The sequence below is a fragment of the bacterium genome, assembly GCA_030247525.1.
GTDB lineage: Bacteria > Electryoneota > JAOADG01 > JAOADG01 > JAOADG01 > JAOTSC01.
The window spans coordinates 1-17,789 of the sequence record JAOTSC010000069.1; the positions used below are offsets into that span (position 1 = coordinate 1).

Consider the following 17,789-nt stretch of genomic DNA (forward strand, 5'->3'; position numbering starts at 1 on the left):
CCCGAATGGGTTACGATAGCGATCATCCGATGGCGCGCGGGGAAGTCGGCAAAGTCGGTGTCGCCATCGATACCCTCGCCGATATGGAAACCCTCTTCGATAGCATTCCGCTTGATAAAGTTTCCACCTCGATGACAATCAACTCAACAGCTGCCGTATTGCTGGCGATGTATTGTACCGTAGCAAAAAAACAAGGCGCTGAGTGGTCGAAGTTGTCCGGTACCATTCAAAATGATTTGTTGAAAGAGTATATCGCTCGCGGCACTTACATCTATCCGCCGGCGGCATCGATGAAAATCATCACCGATATTTTCGCGTGGTGTGCCAAAGAAATCCCCTCGTGGAACACCATTTCGATCTCTGGCTATCATATTCGCGAAGCTGGTTCTACCGCAGTTCAGGAAGTCGCCTTTACGCTCTCTAATGCGATTGCCTATGTGCAGGCTGCCCTTGACGCTGGGCTCGACATCGACGAGTTTGCACCACGCCTTGCCTTTTTCTTCAACGCTCATAACAATCTCTTTGAGGAAGTTGCAAAATTCCGCGCAGCACGTCGGATTTATGCGAAATTAATGCGCGAACGGTTTGGTGCGAAATCCGATAAATCGTGGACTCTTCGATTCCATACGCAGACCGCCGGTTCTTCTCTCCAAGCCCAGCAGCCCTATGTGAATGTGATTCGTACCACTGTACAGGCGATGGCGGCGGTACTTGGCGGGACCCAATCTTTGCATACCAACAGTTTTGACGAGGCGTTGGCGTTGCCGACCGATGAAAGCGCGACCCTCGCATTGCGAACTCAGCAGGTTATTGGTTACGAATCCGGTGTGACGGAAACCATCGACCCGCTCGGTGGAAGTTATTATGTTGAGAGCTTGACCGATCAAATCGAAACGGCGGCGATGGAGTACATCAAGAAGATCGATGCGATGGGCGGATCGGTCCCGGCAATCGAGAAGAATTTCTTCCAGACGGAAATCGCGGCGGCATCGTATGCTTATCAGCAAGCGATTGAGCGCGGTGATAAAAAAATCGTCGGGGTGAATTCGTTCAGGGATAAAGAAACGCCACCACCTCCGGTATTGAAAGTGACCGAAGAGCAGGAGCGCAGTCAAGTTGAACACCACAAACAGATTAAAGCGAATCGAGACAACGCCGCAGTGAACCAAAGACTGGAAGCGGTCGAGCAAGCGGCTCGCAACAATGAAAACATAATGCCGTATATCGTCGCAGCGGTGGAAGTGTATGCATCGGTCGGTGAAATATCGGATGCCCTGAGACGGGTTTACGGAGAGTATTAAGCATGGATTCTGCGGCTTCTGCCTATACCAAAGTCAACTTAGCAGAGACGGTACTCGGAGTGCCGGATCAATCGTGGATTGGTTCGTACCGTGAAGACCACGATGAAATCGAATCGACACAACCACGAGCGGTCGAGCTTTTGCGAGAAGGGAAACTCGGAGCGATCGTCGTTGCCAAGAAGCAAACGGCTGGTTTGGGCAGAATGGGCAAGTCCTTCTATTCGGCGCGGGAGTTAGGTCTCTATGTTTCGATAACGCTGCCGGCGCCGCCCGATTTGTCTAAACTATCGCTCGTGTCGCTATGGGCAGGGATTGCGTTACTGAGAACAGTTCGGGAAGGGGGAATCATCTTGAGTATGGTTCCCATCAATTTAACGAAACGACTCTCACTCAAATGGCCCAATGATCTGTTGCTGGATGGAAAAAAGTTAGCGGGTATCCTAACGACCAGCGTGGTTGCCGGCTCCCAGCCAATGGGGGTCGTTTTAGGTATCGGTATTAACATCAATCATGTCAGAAAGGATTTCCCCTTAGATATTCGAGACAAAGCGATCTCACTACGGGTTGCAACGGGTAAAAAATGGGAACTGGAGGATTTTCTGACCCATCTAACGGAAGTGCTGGAAAAGATGTGGCACTATCTGAAAGAACCACAGGATCAATTGCTTGCCGAATGGTTGCGCTGGGGTCCACCCATTGACACTCCCTTATCGGTTACTGAGAATGAAACGGTATACAATGGTACATTTGCTGGTTTGACGACATCTGGAGAGTTGGTTTTGCAATTACCAGATGGTACAAAGAGAACCTTTCTATCCGGTATTGTCGAACATCTTTCCATTTAACTCAGGCAGTAGGGGCGGAAGCCCCTGTCCGCCATCTAGAAACTCCGTAGGACAGACACTCTTGTCTGTCCACCGTAGCGCAGACAATCTTGTCTGCGTAATGAGATTGGAGGTTAGGCAACCCGCCTTGCGGCTCACCGCAGGAAATCATGCCTGACTTCAGCAGGGAAGTCAGGAACACGCTCAGCCAATTTCTGATTTGTGAGATAAAGAAAAATGTTTCTTGCGATCGACATCGGTAATACAAATATCACTTTTGGACTCCTCAAAGGATACGAAATGGTTGCGGAGGCGCGGGTCTCTTCGACGACGCGTCGCACTGCCGATGAGTTGCGATGGTTGATGGCGAGCTTTTTGGTCGATCATGACGCATCTGATAGCATTAAGCACGTCGGGATTGCGTCGGTCGTACTCGATGTCACTGCGGCAATGGAGCGAGCTGTAAAAAAACACTTGCCGGATATTCCTTGCGATGTAATTGGCGTAACGGTACTTCCTAACATCCCCATTTCTTATCAACCGCCCTCGGCGGTCGGAATCGATCGCTTGTGTAACGTAGTCGCCGGAGTGGCGCGGTGGGGAGCGCCGCTCATCGTAATCGATTTTGGTACAGCCACGACCGTCGATGCTGTCGATTCCGATGGTGTATATGTCGGTGGAGCGATTGCCCCCGGCATTGAAACCGCAATGCACTCGCTCGCGTCACGCACATCTCAGTTATTCAACGTACAATTGCAACTTCCTGAACAAGTGATTGGACGAAATACCTCTGATGCGATCCGCAGTGGGTTACTCTGGGGAAGTCTCGGTGCCGCTGATAATCTGGCGATTCGCTTCGCATTAGAAATCGGTGGTGAGCCTCATGTCATTGCTACCGGCGGCTTTGCCCCTTTACTTGCACCACACTCTTCAATAATCAGTGAAGTCGCGCCGTATTTAGTATTAGAGGGAATCAAACGAATCTGCGAATCTGCGTTATGATATTTCGTTTGTTTGTAGTCTCTCTCATTTTATTGTTCTCGAACCTTGCGAATGCCGCTCCCATCCGGGTTTGGCCATCAGCGCCGTCCGGAAAACCCATCGATATCGTTTATCCCCGCGAAACCGATTCGCTTGGTAGAGTTACTCTTGCTGCGTACATCGATTCTACTTTCCTACTCGGAAATGTTGCCAATCCATTGATAACGAAATTAGCAATCAACGGAAAGCCAGTCACGATTGATTCAGGTGGTGGTTGGATTGCATGGTTAAAGACCCCCTCCCGTCAGCATGATTTTACGTGGAGTTTGGTTGCTATAACCGGAAGTGATACCAACCGCTTAGCAATTCCAGTGGTTCGCACAGGCTCACCATCCATCGCCCCTCCGATAAAGCTTAAGTCACCGTTTTGGGCACTCACCAAAGAAGGTGCCCGGTTTCGCAACAGCCCTACCGGAAAAAATATCCTGTTACCGATGACCAATACTCCGGTTAAGATCCAAGCAAAATCTCGAACAAACTATTTCGCGAAACTTCCCGACGGAACCGGTGTTTGGATGGATTCTGCGAAAATCATTCGGACGAAAAAACAACCAGCAACCGGCGTTATTACAAAAGTATCAATGCAAGTCGATAAGCAGAAGCGATTAACTACGGTACAACTTATCGGCGCGATACCGACCTCATTTCATTATGAGTATGATGAGCAAAATCGGAAACTCACTTTTCGTTTGCAGAATGCCAAAGTAAAACCCGGTTTGAAAATTGCATGTTTGGCAGGCTCATTGGTGGAAAAGATAGAGTTCTTTGAAAACAATAAAGATGTTGTTGTAAATGTAAGTATTGCCAATCAATACAAATACCTCGGCTATCGTTGGGAAACCGACTCGTTAGGACTGGCATTAACGTTACGAGAAGCGCCGCCGCCGTCTGCGGAACCAAATCGACCGCTTGTTGGTTGGAGAATTGTTGTCGATCCCGGTCACGGAGGAGTTGAGTATGGATCGATTGGACCGACATGGTTCGCCGAGAAAACTGCCAACCTGGATGTCTCGAATCGTTTAACGAAACGGTTACTCGAGTTAGGGGCAGAAGTCAAGCAAACCCGTACCACTGATACTGTGATGGCACTCACAGACCGGGTGGCTATCGCTGAAAATTGGCAAGCGGACATATTATTATCGGTGCATCATAATGCATTACCCGATGGTAACAACCCATGGGATAGCACGGGCACGGCTGTTTACTTCTTTCATTCCCACTCCGAAGGACTTGCAAAAACGTTATATAAACGTTTACTTGTGCGGCTTGCATTACCCGAGCGGGGAGTATATGTTGGTGACTTTGCTATCTGTCGTTCCCAACCGCAGCTTTCGGTGTTAACTGAGGCGGCGTTTATGATTAGACCCGAGCAGGAACGTAAGTTACGAACCGAAGAATTTCGTCAGTTAGAGGCGGAAGCTCTTGCGGAAGGCTTGGTTGATTTCGTACAAATGAGTAGGTAGCATCGCGCGTAGAGATATCTTTGGAGTAGCATGTCGAATAATCATCACAATAACAGCAACAGCAGCAATCCAATTCTGATGAGTCAGGATGGTATCAAAAAGATCGAGCGTGATCTTTACGATCTGACCGAAAACAAGCGGCCCGATATGTTGCGTAGTTTGCAGGAAGCGCGCGAAAAAGGCGATCTATCGGAAAACGCTGAGTATGCTGCCGCCCGTGAGGGGTTGACTCATATCGATATTCAAATTGGGAAACTGCAACGCTTGCTTTCCCGGGTAGTACAATTCGATGAAAACGATATCAAGACCGATAAAATCGGTTTAATGTCACGGGTGAGAATTCTCAACCTGAAAACGGAAAAAGTGTTGGAGTATCGCGTTGTTGCACCCGAAGAAGCCGATCCCCGCAGCGGTTCGATATCATCGACTTCACCCGTGGGTAAAGCACTAATCGGGAAAGCAGTCGGCGAAGAGTTTGAAGTGGAAGTACCGGCCGGTTTGGTGAAGTATCGTGTTTCGGAGATTAGTAAATGATGGCACAAATTCCATTGAAATGCTATCGTAGCCGACATGACCGAGTGCTGTTTGGTGTGTGCGGCGGTTTAGCGGAATACACCGGGGTCGATCCGGTAATTGTTCGATTGGTGTTCTCCATAACCTTTTTTATTTTCTGGATCGGTTTCCTTGCATATTTCATCGCATACTTCATGATGCCGCAGGAACCGAAGCAACAGGAGAAATAACCCTGAAACAGGGTACGCGAACCTTTTGGGTAACCTTGGTTGCTGTTGTGGCAACGCTTTTGGTTGTCGGCTGGATGCCGCTCAGTTGGAAAATCGTCGCGAACTCCTTCCTGCTTTTTGGTACAATTCTCTTGTTTCTTGCCTTTCATCGCAAGGAACGGCTCGCAGTCTTTCCCGCAACGCTCTTCATGGGAACGGCACTCATCCAACTATACTTTGGCGGACATTCGATTGTATGGTTTGGTGATGTGATTCTCGCTTACATCCTACTCGCCGGATTTGCGATAATTCTTTATTACTTTGTTGAACCAGTAACTACCAAGCATCTTTGGATTGGAATGCTGCTTTCGCTGTTTGCGGGAGTGGCATGGAGTCTGAAACGATTTGTTTGGCCGTGGAAACTGTTATCGCACGCATCGTGGGGTATCCCACTGTTATTTGTTATTCTCGGTTTAGCGTATTGCTGGTGGAACCGTCGGAAACCGGAACTCTGGCAGGAATTTCGAGTGCATCGCAATGAAGAAAGTACTACTTGCCATCCTTGATGGCTATGGTCTGAGGAGTGATTCTGATCGGAATGCGGTTGCAGCAGCCAATGCGCCTGTCCTGAAAGGACTCTTCGAGAAGTATCCCCATACCCGATTAGCTTGTTGTGGTCGTGACGTCGGTTTACCTGACGGACAGATGGGTAACTCGGAAGTCGGACATCTGAACATCGGCGCTGGTAGAGTCGTGTATCAGGAAATCACCCGAATCGATGCCGCAATCGAATCCGGTGAACTTGACCGCTCGGAACCGTTTCAGAATTTGTTAAAATCCGCTGCCCGCAAAGGTGTCGCTCTTCATCTCATGGGATTGATCTCAGATGGCGGAGTACACTCCTCTAACCGCCATGTAGGCGCTTTGTTGGAGCGTTTCGCAAACGCTGGGTTACGCAATGTGTTTATTCACGCCTTTACCGATGGTCGAGATACCCCTCCGCGTTCTGGATTGCAATTCGTCGAGCAGGTCGATCAACACGCCCGTGCCTTGGGTCTTCCCGGGGTAGTATCGGTGATCGGCCGCTACTATGCGATGGATCGCGATAAGCGCTGGGATCGCGTACAGTTGGCTTATGATTGTCTGGTGAAGGATGTCGGTAACGTATATCGATCCGTAAATGAAGCGATTAGCGATTCCTATCAGAATGATGTTACCGATGAATTCATTAAACCGGCGTTAATCCAACCTAACGGTGTTTCACAAGGTAGAATCAAACCACACGACACGATTCTCTTCCTGAATTTTCGTGCCGACCGCGCCCGTGAACTTTCCCATGCTTTGGCAATTCCAGGCTTTGATCGGTTTGCTGTGAAAGAACTCGCCCTCGAGTACTTTACGCTGACACAGTATGATGCTGCGTTTCCTTTTCCGGTATTATTCAAACCACAAACGATGGAAAAATTGCTGGGTGGTGTCATTGCTGAGGCAGGACTAAAACAACTGCGCTGTGCCGAAACCGAGAAGTATGCTCATGTAACTTACTTCTTTAACGGTGGAGTAGAAACACCATTCACGTTGGAAGACCGGATAATGATTCCTTCACCACATGTCGCTACCTACGACTTGCAACCGGAAATGTCATCGGTCGAAGTTGCCAACACCGTTGTTACTGATGTTACTAAAGAGAAACACGATTTAATCATCGTGAACTTCGCGAATTGCGATATGGTTGGTCACACCGGTTCGCTGGAAGCGGCTACCAAAGCCGTCGAAGCGGTCGATGTCGGAATTGGGCGTATCCTCACTGCGTGTAGGCAACACGGCTACACCGCATTTGTTACCGCGGATCATGGAAATGCCGAACAGATGTGGGACTACGAATCCAATTGCCCTCACACTCAGCACACGTTAAACGATGTCCCCTTTATCGCTGTCGATGACAATACTACGATTCAGTTCCGGGAGCGCGGCAGACTGGCAGATATTGCCCCCACCATCTTAGCTTGGATGGAGCAACCTCAACCCACTGAAATGACCGGCAAATCCCTCATCCTCCCGTAATGACAACACTACAATTGGGGCGTATGGCATACGCCCCATTATTTTCATATCACTTATCTCGACCTAATCCTCCAGCGCATCCTATCCTATCATGAAAACTCGAAAACCTAATCCGCCAATCTATCAAACGCTCCTCAAACATTACGGAGCGCAACACTGGTGGCCCGGGAAATCGAAATTCGAAATCGTCGTCGGTTGCATCTTAACCCAGAACACAAATTGGCGGAATGTTGAACGCTCGATTGCTAATCTTCTTATGCAGGGTATCGACACTGAAGAAAAGTACCTCGAGTTATCCGAAGCAGCGATCAAAGAGCTGATTCGTCCCTCCGGTTATCAAACGGCAAAAGGGCAAACTTTACAACGCCTATGCAATTGGTTGCTTTCACACAGTTCATTCGACGGAGTGCAGAGTATTCCAACTCAACAACTACGAAACGAGTTGCTCAGTATCAAAGGTATTGGTCCGGAAACGGCTGACGCGATTCTTTTGTATGCAATGGAACGCCCGGTCACCGTCTCCGATGCCTACACCAAACGCATCGCTGTTCGGTTAGGTGCCTTGCCTACTCTGGCAACTTATGATGATTGTGTGACTTGGTTGACAACGCTTGCACCGCTCACCGTTCCCGAACAAAATGAACTCCACGCTTTAATCGTCGCTCACGGAAAACTCACTTGTCATAAACGAAATCCTGCCTGTGACAAATGTCCACTTCAAAACCACTGTGCTCGCATTGGCGGGTAAAGTTCGCTACTTTTATATGAGTCATAAGCGTTATCGTTTTACGTAACATAGTAGGAAAAACAATGCCAACTGACATGCCATTCCAACACTCGAGTGATTTTCGAGTACGCCGGTTTCTGAACTGGTTTCCCCTCGGATTGACGTATGCTTTCCTTTACATGGCGAGGTATAATCTCACCGTTGCTAAGAACGCACTGGGCGATCTAATGACCAAGGAGGATTTCGGGGTCATTTTCGCAGTAGGCACATTTACATACGCATTTGCATTTCTGATCAACGGTCCGTTAACCGACAAGTTGGGCGGTCGTCGTACGATATTAATCGCTGCCATCGGTGTTGCCGCTATGAATATCCTGATGGGGCTTTTCACACAAGCATTCTTGGGGTCGCCGGGTGGTGTGCTGTTCGAAAATCGAACGGTTCTCTTTTCACTACTCTACGCAGTAAATATGTACTTCCAATCATTCGGGGCGGTTTCGATTGTTAAAGTCAACGCTTCATGGTTCCACGTCCGGGAACGTGGTGTCTTCGGCGGTATCTTCGGTATCCTGATTTCACTCGGTCTCTACTTTGCTTTCGATTGGGGCACCGGAATTGTCAATGCTACCATTGCCAATCCGCAGAATTTGAATTTCATTCAAGCTGGGATCCGGGCAATCTTCGGTATCGATGGAGCAGCAGGTGATGAGACATGGTGGGTCTTTTGGATTCCAGCGGCAATTCTACTTGTGTTTTTTGTAATCGATTATTTCATGGTTTGGGATCGTCCCTCTCAGACTGGTCATAAGGATTTCAATACCGGTGATGCCAGCAGTGGCGATACCAGCGATGAGTTTCACCTTGGGGAAATTCTTAGAAAAATCCTCACTAACAAGATTATTCTCACCATCGCCTTCATCGAATTCTGTTCCGGTGTCATGCGTAACGGTGTGATGCACTGGTTCCCGATTTATGTGAAGGAGTTGCTAAAAAACAATGCAATCACTGCTGCACCATTTGTTAGCGAAAATTGGGGATTAATCCTGATGTTTGCCGGGGTGTTGGGTGGAATGACAGCCGGATGGGTTTCCGACCACATCTTCGGGAGTCGCCGCGGACCGGTTGCTGCCTTACTGTATGGTTTGTTGACTGTTGGGGCAATCGTCATGTCATTCACCTATACCAATGTTGAAGTGCTCGGTTGGGTTGTTGCCTTTATGAGTCTCTTTGTTATAGGTGTACATGGTATGCTTTCGGGTACATCCACGATGGATTTTGGCGGTCGCAAAGCTGCTGGTACTGCGGTTGGTTTGATCGATGGATTTGTCTACCTCGGTACAGGTGTCCAATCCTTGGCATTAGGGTTCTTGACAACCAGTAATTGGGGCTATTGGGCACCGTTCCTGATTCCTTTTGGTATCTTGGGTACGTACTTGGCAACCCGTATCTGGTTTGCCTTCCCCGATTCCAAACGTGGTGGCGGACATTAGGTAACCCTAGTTTTCGACACGGATTAAAAGCGTATTGAATTTGTCAGGAGATTGTGTTTCGGGTAGGGGCGGACTTCCATGTCCGCCCGCTTTTGTTTGGGTGGTTACGGGCTTCCAAGCCCGTTGCATAGCTGCCGTACGTTGGACATTCGTGTCCAACGGGCGAGAAGTATACATGAGTTTCCAATGAATTGGGTAGGGGCGGACAGCCATGTCCGCCCGATTTTTGTTTTAGGTAACGACGGGTCTCCCGACCTGTATTGTAAATGTGTTCATCCATTAAATTTATCTGAACACCGGAATCGAGTTATGCAGAAATCACGCCCAATTCTTTACCAACTTTCGCAAATTTATCGACTGTGAAGCGAATCTGTTCTTCGGAATGCGCCGCTGAGATTTGCACTCGGATTCGATCAGTCCCTTTTGGTACAACCGGGTAGGAGAATGCGATAACGTAAACTCCTTCTTCCAAAAGCCGTGCCGATAACTTTTGCGCAAGAATCGAATCACCGATCATCACCGGACAAATCGGGGTCTCGCCGCGGACATTGAATCCATTCGCAATCATACTCTCACGGAACAATCTCGTATTCTTTGTCAATCGTTCTCGGGATTCGTTGCTCTCATCGACCAGATGGAATGCTTCGATTCCGGCAGCAGCGACTACTGGCGCCAGCGTATTCGAGAATAAATACGGTCGCGACTTCTGCCGCAGCCATTCGATGATCTCTTTTCTACCGGTGGTAAAGCCACCAGTTGCGCCGCCCATCGCTTTCCCCAAGGTGGAGGTTATAATGTCAACACGACCCAACACACCGGTTGCTTCGCAAGAGCCGCGACCATTCTCACCAAGAAAACCGGTGCCGTGACAGTCGTCGACCATGACCAGCGCTTGATACTTTTCGCAAAGTCGGCAAATGTCCTGCAACGGGGCAAGATCGCCATCCATCGAAAAGACACCATCAGTGACAACAATCCGGAAACGAAACTCCTGCGCCTGCCGCAGTATCTCTTCCAAATCGGTCATGTCTTTATGACGGTACCGAAAACGCTCCGCTTTACATAATCGGATGCCATCGATGATCGAAGCGTGATTCAATTCATCGGATATCAGGGCGTCTTCGGCGTGTAACAACGGTTCAAAAACGCCGCCATTGGCGTCGAAACATGCAGCATAAAGAATCGTGTCTTCGGTGCCGAAAAACGTTGCTATCGTTTCTTCAAGTTGTTTGTGGAGGTCCTGCGTACCACAAATAAAACGGACACTTGCCAACCCTAATCCTCGTTCATCGAGGGCTTTCTTGGCGGCTGCAATTAAGCGGGGATGGTTTGCTAATCCGAGATAATTGTTGGCACAGAAATTTATTACATCACCTTGACTGGTGCGGATCTTTGCGCTTTGCGGCGAGAGCAGGATTCGTTCGGTCTTGTACAACCCGTCGGATTTCGTCTGCTCGATTTCGCTGACTAAATGCTCACGCATTTCTTCGGTAAACATGTCGGGGTTACTCCTTCCTCAGTCAATAAGTTACAGTGATGGAAATCGAAAGCAATTTTTCGACCGAAACATTCGGTTGTTCTGTTTCACAAAACCCGTAAAAGTCCATCCAGTAAGAGTCTACAGTTAGGTTGCGCACTTGAAAAAAACATCGTATTTTAATATTCGTGGAGAATTTTTCGTACATTCGCCACAACTTACTGAAAACCTCCAATTCAACTTCGAACCACTCCGATCTACGGTTGTCAACGTTGTTGAAAATGTCTAATACTTCGACTTGCATTGCCGGTTGTTACAAACTGCGAGGAATACCCCCCTATGAGCAATATCGGTTCCTACGAACAACGTCTCACCAACTTCGATTGGTCGATTGCAGAAAAAGAACTCGATATCAAACCAGGCGATCCGATCAATATCGGGTGGTTCCTGAGTGATCGAAACTGTAAACTGGGCAAAGGCGAAAAAACTGCGCTCCTTTGGGAAAACCATTTAGGCGAAACCAAACGCTATACCTTCGACGACTTGCGCATTCGCTCCAATGTTATTGCCAAGTTTTTGGTTGACCTCGGTATCAAACCGGGCGAGCGAGTTTGTCTCTTCATGGATCGCGCACCTGAGCTCTACATCGGATTCGTTGGAATCCTGAAAAGTGGTGCAGTAGCGCAACCGCTATTCTCAGCCTTTGGCGACGAATCGCTGTTTACCCGGCTCGATAACGCGAAAACTTCCGCGATCTTTACGCAAAAGAAACACGTCGCAAAAATCCGGAAAATTCTTGCAACTTTGCCGGAACTGCGTCACATCATCGTCGTCGATGCAGGAAACTCCCCCCTGAGAGACAGAGAAATTTCATTCGATATGGATGGATCGCCTGCTGTTGAACATTTTGATTCTTATCCATCGACCGCAGAAACCCCATCGGTACTGCATTATACCTCCGGCACCACCGGTCAACCGAAAGGCGCTCAACACGTTCACGGTTCCATCGTTTCACAATACCTCACCTCAAAGTGGGTACTCGATTTGCAAGACGATGACATCTATTGGTGCAATGCCGACCCAGGTTGGGTAACCGGCACCTCATACGGAATCATAGGCCCGTGGGCAAATGGCGTTACTCAAGCTGTCTTCGATGCCGGATTCAATTCTGAGAAGTGGTACCAGTTTATCGAAAAGTATCGCATCACAGTCTGGTACTCGGCACCAACGGCGATTCGTCTGTTAATGCGTGACGGTTCCGATATCGTCAAAAAATGCGATCTATCCTGTTTGCGCCATCTTGCCAGTGTCGGCGAGCCACTCAATGCCGAAGCGGTCCTTTGGTCGCAGGAAGCATTTGGCATGATGTTCCATGATACGTATTGGCAGACCGAAACTGGTTGTATTGTCATTACCAATTATCCCGGAATGCCAATTAAACCCGGTTCGATGGGGAAACCTTTCCCCGGTATCACAGCCACCGTACTTGATCTGAAAACATACGAACCGATAACCGAACCCGGTAAGGTCGGTTTAATCGCCCTTCGTCCCGGTTGGCCATCCATGATCCGAACGTACTTCAATAATCCTGAAGGATACAAGAAGAAGTTCGTCAACGGTTGGTACATCTGCGGTGACCGTTCCAGTATCGACAAGGAAGGCTACTACTGGTTTGTCGGGCGCGACGACGATGTCATCAATACCGGTGGTCACTTGGTCGGTCCTTTCGAGATAGAATCGGCATTGCTCGAGCATCCAGCTGTGGCTGAATCCGCTGCAGTAGCGACCCCGGATACGGTGAACATGGAAGTCGTTAAAGCGTTCATCGCATTGAAGCCGGGTTACGAAGCTAATGATGACCTTGAGCTTGATATCATTAATCTTATCCGGAAGCGCCTCTCTCCGTTAGCGATGCCGCAAAAAATTGAATTTGTGAAATCGCTGCCAAAGACACGAAGCGGGAAAATTATGCGTCGCGTCCTTCGTGCGCAAGAGTTTGGCGAACCGATCGGCGATATCTCAACCTTAGAGAACGATTAACCGTACGACTGACCATAGTGTTAGTCGAGAAAACGTCAATCGATGGCGTTTGACGTAACAATAAAACAAGTATTGTAAGATTGTCAGGAGACAACTATGGATAGTATCCGCGATATGGTCTTGAACTATGTCAAGAAAGAATACCTCGAAGATGACGACGACACCGAATTGACCTACGACACCCCGTTGATTTCCGGTGGTATTGTCGATTCGTTTTCGATGGTCTCACTGAAAGTATTCCTCGAGAAAAAATATGCGATTTCGATTCCCGACGCCAAAGCCAGTCCACAAGCGTTCGATACCGTGAATCGCATTGTCGAGTTAGTGAAAGAGTTTCGACCGGATCTATAAACGGTTTTAACCACATTGTCAGTGGTTACCTTTATGGTTCGTTATGTGAAATATTGTACAACGTTCTATCGATGCTATGGAGTACAAGATGGCTTACAACCGGGCAAGAACGATTTTTTCCGATACCATCGAGAAAATCAAACAAGATGGTTTATTCAAACAAGAACGATTAATCTGCAGTCCACAGAGTGCAGATATCGATGTTCGTTTTCCGGCTGATGCTCCCGAGAAATCGGTCATCAACATGTGTGCGAACAATTATCTGGGACTCTCCAGTCATCCGGATGTTATAAAAGCCGCGCATGAAGCGCTCGATTCCCGCGGTTACGGGATGTCTTCTGTCCGCTTCATCTGCGGAACTCAGGACATTCATCGCGAACTTGAGAAAAAAATCGCCGCCTTCCTCGGCACCGAGGATGCGTGCTTGTTCGGTAGCTGCCTCGATGCTAATGCTGCACTATTTGAAGTGTTGTGTACCGAGGAGGATGCGATTATCTCGGATCGTTTAATCCATGCGTCCTTAATCGATGGAATCCGCTTGTCGAAAGGACAAAACTTCAATTACAAACATGCAAATATGGAGCATCTGGAAGAAAAACTGCAGGAAACGCAGACGTGCCGGATGCGCATGATTGTTACTGATGGCGTCTTCTCGATGGATGGCGATATGGCGCCGCTCGATCAAATCTGTGAGTTAGCCGAGAAGTACGATGCAATGGTAGTCGTAGACGATTCGCATGCCTCCGGATTTATCGGAAAAACCGGACGGGGAGTGCATGAGCACTTTAACGTAATGGGCAAAGTCGATATCATTACCACTACTTTTGGTAAAGGACTTGGTGGTGCAACCGGTGGTTGCGTTGCCGGTCCGAAAGAAGTCGCCGAGTTGATGAAACAGCGCGGCCGTCCGTATCTCTTCTCCAATGCCGTGCCGCCGCCGGTTGTGATGGCATCGATGAAAGTTATCGAACTGCTTTCGAAAACGACGGAACGGCGAGATAAACTCGAGAAGTTAACGGAGTATTGGCGCAAAGGGTTGACCGAAGCTGGCTTCGATTTGAAAGCGGGGAATACACCGATTGTTCCAGTGATGCTCTACAATGCGAAACTGGCGCAGGAATTCAGCAAGAAACTGTATGACGAAGGTATCTACGCCGTCGGTTTCTTCTTCCCGGTGGTGCCGGCGGGTCAAGCGCGTATTCGTACGCAAATCAGCGCCGGTCATGAGTTCGAGCATCTCGATAAAGCGTTAGCTGCCTTCAAAAAAGTCGGTGCCGAACTCGGTGTGCTGGGTCTCAAGAAGAAAGAGATTCTCGCAAAATTCGGCGAGTGATTTCTAAACTATCCAAAGTAGTAACGGCGATCACGCCTGTTTTATAGATTCGACTAACAACGCTGGGGGGCGGATGTTTCGAAGAGAAATGTCCGCCCTCTCTCTATTTGAAGCTCGTACTATCTTGTCTGAGCTAGTTATATAGCATTCTGATACTTAGTATGACTATAAGATATCCGATACCCGCAGGCATAGCCCGCTTGGTCTTCTCCGTTTTACTCTTTTTTCAAAAGGAACTCGTCCTGCTATGAACGATGTAACTTCAATCACAATCAAGGATACAACATCGAATCCTGCACCGCTTGGTCTACTCGGGTTCGGTATGACAACAGTGTTGCTTAATCTTCACAATGCCGGACTCTATGGCATTAGTACCATGATTCTTGCAATGGGAATTTTCATCGGTGGGTTCGCGCAAATCTTTGCCGGATGGATGGAGTGGAAGAAAGGGAATACTTTTGGCACCACTGCCTTTTCGATGTATGGATTGTTTTGGCATAGCTTAGTTGCAATTCTTGTTCTCCCGAAACTTGGGTGGGGAGCAGCGCCTACCAGCGCCGAAATGGGCTTCTATTTAATGATTTGGGGCATTTTCACTGCGATGATGTTTGTCGGAACCCTCCGGTTGAATCGCGCTTTACAAGTAGTATTCTCATCGCTTACGGTTTTATTCTTCTTACTCGCGATTGGCGACTTCCTCGAGAATCCCGTCATAAAAACCATTGCCGGTATCGAAGGAATCTTTTGTGGTGGTTCCGCGATCTATGCTGCGGTCGCACAAGTCTTGAATGAAGTGTACGGAAAAACTGTTCTTCCCCTTGGAGCGGTCGGTAAATAAGTCAGAATAATTATCGATGTAGTGTTCCGATATCACTGACAACGCAGCTCACCATTTATTGCATTCGCGGAGGGTAGGGGCGGGCTCCCATGCCCGCCCGGATCATTTACCGATTGATACAGGGGCGTATGATATACGCCCCTCTCTTTTTGCTAACATTACTGACGCGCCATCAAATCACTGCATAAATGGTAGTTGTTGGCTTCTGCATGTGTCATTCTTACGAGTTAAATAATACGCTTAGATGTTTAAAAAGAATAGCGAAAACGACTGCAACGTTTTCGCTGAACGATGCTACTCACTCGATAGACAACGTGCGAGAAAAACAAACGCTCAATCCTGATTTGGAAACGTATCATGTAATGTGCGATGCAGTAGAATTTTATTTTTAAAGAATGCGTTGTTTTGGGTGCTACTGAAGGAAGTGAGGAAGTAATGACAAAGCAATTTATCTATGCTAGTCTTGTATTCGCCGGGCTATTCGCGACGACTCCGTCGCTGGCCGGTGAAGCGACCACTACTACGGAGCGTGAGGTTTCCGCTGCGGGAATCCGGCGCCTTCAAATCGATAACCGCAATGGCGATATCGAAATTCTCACCACCACCGATGGCAAAATCGAGTTGCATGCCATTACAAAAATCAGCGGCTTCTCCGATCGGGAATGCGAACAACTCGCCAACGAGTCTTCGATTGATATGAAACGTTCCGGTATCACACTGGAAATCCAATCATCGCGCTGGCGCTCCGATTCCTATGAGCGTTCAATTACCTATACTTTGTTAGTCCCGCCCGAACTAGACATCACGGCCGAGACCGAAAGTGGCAATATCGCTTGTCGCGACCTGGATGGAGACATTGATCTTGCATCGACCTCCGGCGATTTGGAAATTTTGAATTGTACCGGAAAGTTAAATGGATCGACGACGGATGGCGATATCACCGTCGAGAGCTCATCGCGGGAAGCTTACTTCGAATCGGTTAGTGGCGATTGCGATTTATTTGTCGCATTGCCTAGTAATGGTCGAATGCGGGTGAATACAACCAATGGAGCGGTGAAGATTCATCTCGCCGGCGACGTGAACGCTACGATTTCGGCTCGCACTGCCAATGGAATCATCTCGTGTGGTTCGTTTGCTGAAGCGATTTCGATTAACCGCAACCGCACCTATGCCAGTGGTCGCTTGGGATATGGGGAGGGGGCAGTGATTGTGGAAACGGTCAACGGTTCTATCTCATTCGATACGTTTCACCCCCAACCTGTGGCACAAGCTGCGGTGAGTAGCGAGCCGACTGTGATCTACAAGACGACTCCTGTTATCGTAGAACATCGCTATATCAATTCCTATGGCGATCCTTGTTCACCGCGTTTCCGCCACGTTTGGCGACCGTGGCGAACCGTACACATTCCACCGTTGCGCATTGTCTTTGGACCTCGCCATCATGACCGTCACGATGATCATGGTTGGCATCGTGACCGCGACCATCGAGACCGTGATCGCGACGGTTTTCGCGACCACAATCGCAAACCACGGCACCGCCGGTAATCGCACTCCATCAATTCATTTTGGAGCAGAGTAATAGGTGATGGATGGTAAATGATGAGTATTGGGGGATGGGTATTAGGTGTTGGGTGCTAGGTAATGGGTAATGGGTAGGGGCGGACTTCCACGTCCGCCCTTTTTTTCTGCGTGGCCGCGACATTACCTACGGTGAGCCGAAACGGGTTCCTGTCGCGGTTTCGGTGTTCGGTGGTGAGCTTTGGGTTATGGGTATTGGATGATGGGTAGGGGCGGACTTCCACGTCCGCCCGTTCCGTAGGGGCGTGTCGCGCACGCCCTTTTTACAGTTGGGACAGACCCCAGAAAAGTCTGTCCATGTCATAGCGAGCGTAGCGAAGCAATCTAACAGGGCTCACCGCAGGCAATCTCATTGCATCGTAGGGGCGGCTGGCAGCCGCCTCTGTCTGTCCTCGATTTTGAGTACGGGCGAACCTCGTGTTCGCCCATTCGTTTTTCAGGTCTGGCGACCTGTCGCTACCCTACACCTTTCACCTTACACCTTTCACCATATTTCGACCCCCTTCCCCCTACACCCTTCACCCTTCACCTTAGCAGCAT

Annotated in this window: 16 protein-coding genes; 15 read left to right on the forward strand and 1 reads right to left on the reverse strand. The window is 48.8% G+C overall.

Features of this window, described 5'->3' with window-relative positions; genetic code table 11:
- From OEM52_07830 to OEM52_07875, 10 genes are all read left to right on the forward strand, one after another.
- On the forward strand, window positions 1–1,301 hold a 1,301-nt coding region (locus OEM52_07830; GenBank protein ID MDK9700037.1), incomplete at its 5' end, for a methylmalonyl-CoA mutase family protein.
- A gap of 2 nt (window positions 1,302–1,303) precedes the next feature.
- Window positions 1,304–2,146, forward strand: a complete 843-nt coding sequence (locus tag OEM52_07835) for a biotin--[acetyl-CoA-carboxylase] ligase (protein ID MDK9700038.1) — start codon at window positions 1,304–1,306, stop codon at window positions 2,144–2,146.
- Between the two features lie 216 nt (window positions 2,147–2,362).
- The gene (locus tag OEM52_07840) at window positions 2,363–3,127 is read left to right on the forward strand and encodes a type III pantothenate kinase (protein MDK9700039.1); all 765 of its coding nucleotides are present in this window, start codon (window positions 2,363–2,365) and stop codon (window positions 3,125–3,127) included.
- Entirely contained in the window at window positions 3,124–4,629 is a 1,506-nt protein-coding gene (locus OEM52_07845) for an N-acetylmuramoyl-L-alanine amidase (protein ID MDK9700040.1), read from the forward strand. Before OEM52_07840 ends, OEM52_07845 begins: the two co-directional genes overlap by 4 nt.
- A gap of 30 nt (window positions 4,630–4,659) precedes the next feature.
- Complete coding sequence (gene greA, locus OEM52_07850; protein MDK9700041.1) at window positions 4,660–5,163, forward strand: transcription elongation factor GreA; 504 nt, start codon at window positions 4,660–4,662, stop codon at window positions 5,161–5,163.
- The gene (locus tag OEM52_07855; GenBank protein ID MDK9700042.1) at window positions 5,160–5,372 is read left to right on the forward strand and encodes a PspC domain-containing protein; all 213 of its coding nucleotides are present in this window, start codon (window positions 5,160–5,162) and stop codon (window positions 5,370–5,372) included. Before greA ends, OEM52_07855 begins: the two co-directional genes overlap by 4 nt.
- A 47-nt stretch (window positions 5,373–5,419) precedes the next feature.
- Entirely contained in the window at window positions 5,420–5,917 is a 498-nt protein-coding gene (locus OEM52_07860; protein ID MDK9700043.1) for a hypothetical protein, read from the forward strand.
- The gene (gene gpmI, locus OEM52_07865; GenBank protein MDK9700044.1) at window positions 5,889–7,415 is read left to right on the forward strand and encodes a 2,3-bisphosphoglycerate-independent phosphoglycerate mutase; all 1,527 of its coding nucleotides are present in this window, start codon (window positions 5,889–5,891) and stop codon (window positions 7,413–7,415) included. The genes OEM52_07860 and gpmI overlap by 29 nt, the downstream gene beginning before the upstream one ends.
- Before the next feature lie 91 nt (window positions 7,416–7,506).
- Window positions 7,507–8,163 carry an endonuclease gene (locus OEM52_07870; GenBank protein MDK9700045.1) on the forward strand — a complete coding sequence of 219 codons (657 nt, stop codon included), beginning with the start codon at window positions 7,507–7,509 and terminating at the stop codon, window positions 8,161–8,163.
- A 62-nt stretch (window positions 8,164–8,225) separates the two neighbouring features.
- Complete coding sequence (locus OEM52_07875; protein ID MDK9700046.1) at window positions 8,226–9,632, forward strand: MFS transporter; 1,407 nt, start codon at window positions 8,226–8,228, stop codon at window positions 9,630–9,632.
- Window positions 9,633–9,939: 307 nt separating this feature from the next.
- Here the strand turns inward: OEM52_07875 and kbl are convergent, their stop codons facing one another.
- Window positions 9,940–11,130 carry a glycine C-acetyltransferase gene (kbl, locus tag OEM52_07880; protein ID MDK9700047.1) on the reverse strand — a complete coding sequence of 397 codons (1,191 nt, stop codon included), beginning with the start codon at window positions 11,128–11,130 and terminating at the stop codon, window positions 9,940–9,942.
- Between the two features lie 318 nt (window positions 11,131–11,448).
- Between kbl and acsA the strand changes: the two genes are divergently transcribed.
- The 5 genes from acsA (at window position 11,449) to OEM52_07905 (ending at window position 17,216) form a co-directional block, all read left to right on the forward strand.
- Complete coding sequence (gene acsA / locus OEM52_07885) at window positions 11,449–13,149, forward strand: acetate--CoA ligase (GenBank protein ID MDK9700048.1); 1,701 nt, start codon at window positions 11,449–11,451, stop codon at window positions 13,147–13,149.
- Window positions 13,150–13,245: 96 nt separating this feature from the next.
- The gene (locus OEM52_07890; protein MDK9700049.1) at window positions 13,246–13,500 is read left to right on the forward strand and encodes an acyl carrier protein; all 255 of its coding nucleotides are present in this window, start codon (window positions 13,246–13,248) and stop codon (window positions 13,498–13,500) included.
- 88 nt (window positions 13,501–13,588) lie between these two features.
- Entirely contained in the window at window positions 13,589–14,833 is a 1,245-nt protein-coding gene (locus OEM52_07895; protein MDK9700050.1) for a glycine C-acetyltransferase, read from the forward strand.
- A gap of 247 nt (window positions 14,834–15,080) precedes the next feature.
- Window positions 15,081–15,671, forward strand: a complete 591-nt coding sequence (locus OEM52_07900) for an acetate uptake transporter (GenBank protein MDK9700051.1) — start codon at window positions 15,081–15,083, stop codon at window positions 15,669–15,671.
- 435 nt (window positions 15,672–16,106) lie between these two features.
- Window positions 16,107–17,216 (forward strand): DUF4097 domain-containing protein, encoded by a 1,110-nt coding sequence (locus OEM52_07905; GenBank protein ID MDK9700052.1) that lies wholly within the window; start codon window positions 16,107–16,109, stop codon window positions 17,214–17,216.
- Window positions 17,217–17,789: the final 573 nt, after the last annotated feature.